This window comes from Campylobacter sp. 2018MI13 (assembly GCF_018501135.1).
Classification (GTDB): domain Bacteria; phylum Campylobacterota; class Campylobacteria; order Campylobacterales; family Campylobacteraceae; genus Campylobacter_E.
Map to the genome: position 1 here is coordinate 1 of NZ_JAHCZC010000325.1, position 254 is coordinate 254.

General features: G+C 32.7%; 1 pseudogene. It reads right to left on the minus strand.

The features are described from left to right. A pseudogene (locus tag KJQ99_RS10230) lies at nucleotides 1–254 on the minus strand (methyl-accepting chemotaxis protein); the annotation flags it as partial.

A 254-nucleotide genomic window follows, 5' to 3' on the forward strand; every position in this document is an offset into this window, starting at 1 on the left:
TTCTCCGTTTTTAATAACTTCGTTTGATTTTTGATTTACTGCATGCATAGATGCACTCATCTCTTCTACTGCTGCTGCACTTTCTTGTAAGCTACTTGCTTGCTTTCTTGCACCTTCGTTTATATCTCTAACACTTGTTTTTAGTATTTTAGATTTATCTTGTAGGTTTCTTGCAGTTTCAAGATTTGTTTTTAACATATCTCTTATTTGCTTACCTAACATATTAGTTGCAAGTTCTACTCTACCTTTAGCAT